Consider the following 4,714-nt stretch of genomic DNA (forward strand, 5'->3'; position numbering starts at 1 on the left):
CCGGCCAGGTGGGCGTCTGGGAGCGGGAGCTCCGCCGGCTGCGCGACGTCGTCACCGCGGACCCGACGGCCCCGATGGTGCTCGCCGGGGACTTCAACGCCTCCCAGGACCACGCCGCCTTCCGGCGCCTCCTCGACTCCGGGCTCAGCGACGCCGCCCGGCTGGGCGGCGCCCACCGGACCCCGACCTGGCCGGCCGTGACCACGCCGGTCCTCGGCGCCCAGATCGACCACGTGCTGGTGTCCCGGCAGTTCGCCGCGGACCGGCCCCGCTTCCTCGACCTCGCCGACACCGACCACCGCACCCTGGTCGTCGACCTCGCACTGCACCGCGGCGACTGACCCCGGTCCCGGTGCGGCGGCACCCCTGCCGCGCCCGGACGCGGCGGGGGGGAGCGCGGGCGCCCCGCAGCGCGCCCGCGCTCCCCCGCGGCCGAAGCCGGGTCCGTAAGGGTGCCGGTCCCGGCCCCGGTGCCCTTGTCCTCCGGACTCAGACGCCGATGTCGCTGCCGTCGGTGCGCCACACGGCGACCACGGCGGGCCGGGGGTACGTGCCGGGTCCGTCGGGCCAGGTGCTGCCCGGGTTCTCCGCCGACGCGCCGTCCACCTCACCGGGGTGCTGCACGGCGACGAGCACCCGCCGGTCCTGGACGATCGGACCGCAGGTCTCCGCGCCCTTCGGCACGGTGAGGAACTGCTTCAGCTCGCCGCGGCGGTCGCCGCGCGTGGCGACGCCGAAGAGCCCGTCGTGCGAGCCGAGGGCGGCGCCGTCGGTGGAGATCCACAGGTTGCCGTGGGCGTCGAAGGCGACGTTGTCCGGGCAGGAGATGGGGCTCACGGAGTCCTTCGGGAAGCCCGCGAAGTACGTCGCCGGGTCCTGCGGGTCGCCCGCGACCAGGAACAGCGACCAGGCGAAGCGGGTGCTCTCCGGACGGTTCCAGCGCTCGGTCAGCTCGAGGACGTGGCCGTGCTTGTTGGCGTTGCGCGGGTTGGCCTCGTCCGCCCCGGGGTGCGCACCGACACCGCGGTTGCTGTTGTTGGTCAGGGCGACGTAGACCTTGCCGGTGACCGGGTTGGGCTCGACGTCCTCGGGGCGGTCCATCTTGGTGGCGCCCACCTTGTCGCCGGCGATCCGCGTGAAGACGAAGACCTCCTCGGCCGTCATCCCGTCGACGTGCGAGACGGCACCCTTGGCGGTGGCGGTGGCCAGCGGGATCCACTGGCCGCTGCCGTCGAACTCGCCGTCCTTCGGGAGCCTGCCGGTGCCGTCGATCTCGATGGACGGCGAGTCGCCGGTGATCCGGGCGACGTAGAGGGTGCCCTCGTCGAGCAGCGTGAGGTTGTGCTCGCGCGCGGAACGGCTGTCGCCGTGCCGCATCCGCTTGCTGCCGACGAACTTGTAGAGGTAGTCGAACCGCTCGTCGTCACCGGAGTACACGACCGGGCGGCCGTCGTGGGTCAGGCGCACGGTCGCGCCCTCGTGCTTGAAGCGGCCGAGCGCGGTGCGCTTGCGCGGGACGGAGTCCGGGTCGTACGGGTCGAGTTCGACGACGTAGCCGAACCGGTGCGCCTCGTTGGGCTCCTGGGCGAGGTCGAACCGCTTGTCGAACCGCTCCCACTTGCGCTCGGTGGCGCCGGTGCCGATGCCGTACCGCTTGTCGGTCGTGCGGCTGCCGTGGGCGAAGTACTGGTTGAAGTTCTCCTCGCCGTGCAGGGTCGTGCCCCACGGGGTGGTGCCGCCGGCGCAGTTGTTGAGGGTGCCGAGCACCTTGCGGCCGGTCGGGTCGGCGGAGGTCCTCACCAGGTCGGACCCGGCGACGGGACCGGTCAGCCGGAACTCGGAGGTGGCGGTGAGCCGCCGGTTGAGGTGGTGCCGGGTGACCGGCGTGAGCCTGCCGCTCCTGCGGTCCTCCTCGACGACGACCACGCCCAGGCCGTGCGCGGCCCAGCCGATCTCCACCTGCTCGCGGGTCGGGTTGTCGGCGTCGTAGCCGCGGAACATCAGGACCTCGTCGGTGTACTCGTGGTTGGCCACGAGCAGCTGCCGGCCGCGCTCGCCCTTGAGGGGGAGCAGCGCGAGGAAGTCGACGTTGTACCCGAACTGCCCGGCCTGCGCCTCGGCCGTCTGGTTCTCGGGGTCGAAGGCGGGCGCGCCGCGCAGGATGGGCTCGCCCCAGCGGATGACGACGTTCTGGTCGTAGCCCTCCGGCACGGTGACGGCGTCGGCGGTGTTGGGCGCGACGGGCGTGAACCGCAGACCGCGGGCGCCCTTCGGCTTCCGGGTCCCCTGGCCGTGGCCGTTTCCGTGGCCTCCCTTGCCGGCGGCGGGGGCCGCCTGGGACTCGGGAGCATCGGCGAGGCCGACCGCGCCGGCCCCGGCCGCGACCACCGTGACGGCGGCGGCGGCCCGCATCATCGACCGGCGGCTGAGGGCGTCGGAGACGACGTCGCCGACGTACGCGTTGGCGCTGGTGTTGGGCACCTCGTGGAAGCAGGCGTCACCACACCGGAAACGGCAGGTCATGGCGGACCGGCCGCCGGGGTGCGAACCGGACGGCGTCCCGATCAACGGAAGCAGCTTGCGCACGTGTTCTCTCCTTGGAAACCCGGGGTGTCAGCGTGACCGTAGGGGCACATATGTGCGGCAGCCGGGCGCCAGGGTGAACGGAGAGTGAACCTGCGGCAGCACGAAGGGAGTTGCCCGCTCCCCCGTACCGCGGCCCGCACGGGCCGAATGACGCCCTTGACACCCTGCCGAAGATCACCCACGAGGGCGGCTAACCTTACGTGTCCGTCCTGGCCAGGGTTTGACGGGCTACAACTCACGCGAAGGGTTGCGCACATGGGCATTCTCACTCTCCTGCGGAACGCGTTCGGCCGGTCACGCAAAGCGAGCACGGCAGAGGTGGAGGGTGCGGCGCCGGTCGCCGGAACGGACGGTGCGGAGCACACCGCCCGCCCCGACGCCGCGACCGCGGCCACCCCGACGCCGTCCGAACCGGCCGACGAGTCCACGGCGGCCGCTGCTTCGGCCCCCCGGGTCCCGTCCCCCTCCTCCGAACCGACGCCGCAGGCCACCAAGGCCTCCGTCCCGGAGCCCCGCACCGACGAGCACGACCTCGTCTCCGCGGCCTTCGACAACGCGACGCCCCCCGCCACCGGTTCCCCGGAACCGAAGGCGGAGACCACCCCCGACACCCCTCAGCCCGAGCCCGAGACCAAGTCCGAGACGAAGGCCGAGCCTGAGAGCAACCCCGAGACCGCGACAAAGGCCGAGACCAAGTCCGAGCCCGAGGCCGAGGCACAGTCCGAGCCCGAGACCAGGACCGGGCCGGACAGCGCTCCCGAGTCCCAGGCCGACCCGGAGCCCGAGCCCGAGACGGACCGGGAGCCCACGGCCGACACCGCTTCCGAGTCCAAGACCGAGTCCGAACCCGAACCGGTGACCGAGGCCGCCCCGAAGGCCGAGGCCGATCCTGAGCCTGCGGCCGAGCCCCAGCCCGCGGCCGAGTCCCAGCCGGAGGCCGAGTCCCAGCCGGAGGCCGAGGCCAAGCCCGAGCCGTCTGCCGAGGACGAGCCGGAGGCGAAGCCCGAAGCCGAAGCCAAGGCCGAGGCCAAGCCCGAGGCCGAGACCGAATCCGAGCCGTCCGTCGAGGACGAGCCGGAGGCAAAGCCCGAAGCCGAGACCAAGGCCAAGGCCGAGACCGAATCCGAGCCGTCCGCCGAGGACGAGCCGGAGGCAAAGCCCGAAGCCGAAGCCGAGACCAAGGCCAAGCCCGAGCCCGAGCCCGAGGCCGAGACCAAGGCCAAGCCCGAGCCCGAGGCCGAGCCCGAGGCCGAGACCAAGCCCGAGGCCACCCCGAAGGCAGAGCCGGAGACGCAGCCCGCGGCGGCGGCCCCGGAGCCGGAGGCCACCCCGGAGCCTCAGCCCGAGCCCGCCGCCGAACCCGAGCCCGCTCCCAAGGCCGAAGCCGCAACCGAAGCTGAGGACGAGGACGAGGACGAGGACAAGGCCGAAGCCAAGGCCGAGACCGCCCCCCTCCAGACGCCGGAGGCCCTCCGCACCGCCTACGAGGCCGCGGGCCGGGCCCTCGCCGAGCGCGGTCTCGCCGACGCCCGGGCCAAGGTCTACCTCGTCCTGGACCGCTCCGCGTCGATGCGCCCGTACTACAAGGACGGTTCCGCGCAGGCCCTCGCCGAGCAGACCCTCGCTCTCGCGGCGCACCTCGACACGGACCCCGAGTCCGTCACGGTCAAGGTCGTCTTCTTCTCGACCGAGGTCGACGGGACCGGCGAGCTGACCTTCGCCGACCACGAGAACAAGATCGACACCCTGCACGAGTCGCTCGGCCGGATGGGCCGGACCAGCTACCACGCGGCCGTGGCCGAGGTCCTCGCCCTGCACGACAAGGCGGCATCCGGCACGCCCGCCCTGGTGGTCTTCCAGACGGACGGTGCCCCCGACACGAAGACCCCCGCGACGCAGGCGCTCACGGAGGCCGCGAAGACCCACCCCTCCGTCTTCTTCTCGTTCGTCGCCTTCGGGGACCCGGAGAACAAGGCGTTCGACTACCTCCGCAAGCTGAAGACGCCGAACACGGCCCACTTCCTCGCCGGCGAGTCCCCCCTGGAGCTCACCGACAAGGAGCTCTACGAGGCCGTACTGGAGTCCTGGCGTCCCTGAGCCGGGGGATCCCCCCGGCTCAGGGACGCCA

General features: G+C 73.0%; 3 protein-coding genes. 2 read left to right on the top strand and 1 reads right to left on the bottom strand.

Annotation, left to right across the window (positions count from 1 at the left end; translation table 11 throughout):
• Window positions 1–341 (top strand): endonuclease/exonuclease/phosphatase family protein (locus AOK18_RS19325; RefSeq protein ID WP_206281562.1); only part of this gene is annotated, 341 nt, incomplete at its 5' end.
• Between the two features lie 148 nt (window positions 342–489).
• Here the strand turns inward: AOK18_RS19325 and AOK18_RS19330 are convergent.
• Complete coding sequence (locus AOK18_RS19330) at window positions 490–2,586, bottom strand: PhoX family protein (protein WP_055695178.1); 2,097 nt, start codon at window positions 2,584–2,586, stop codon at window positions 490–492.
• A 255-nt stretch (window positions 2,587–2,841) separates the two neighbouring features.
• Between AOK18_RS19330 and AOK18_RS19335 the strand changes: the two genes are divergently transcribed.
• The gene (locus tag AOK18_RS19335; protein WP_055695179.1) at window positions 2,842–4,683 is read left to right on the top strand and encodes a VWA domain-containing protein; all 1,842 of its coding nucleotides are present in this window, start codon (window positions 2,842–2,844) and stop codon (window positions 4,681–4,683) included.
• Window positions 4,684–4,714: the final 31 nt, after the last annotated feature.

Source organism: Streptomyces prasinopilosus (assembly GCF_001419695.1).
GTDB lineage: Bacteria > Actinomycetota > Actinomycetes > Streptomycetales > Streptomycetaceae > Streptomyces > Streptomyces prasinopilosus.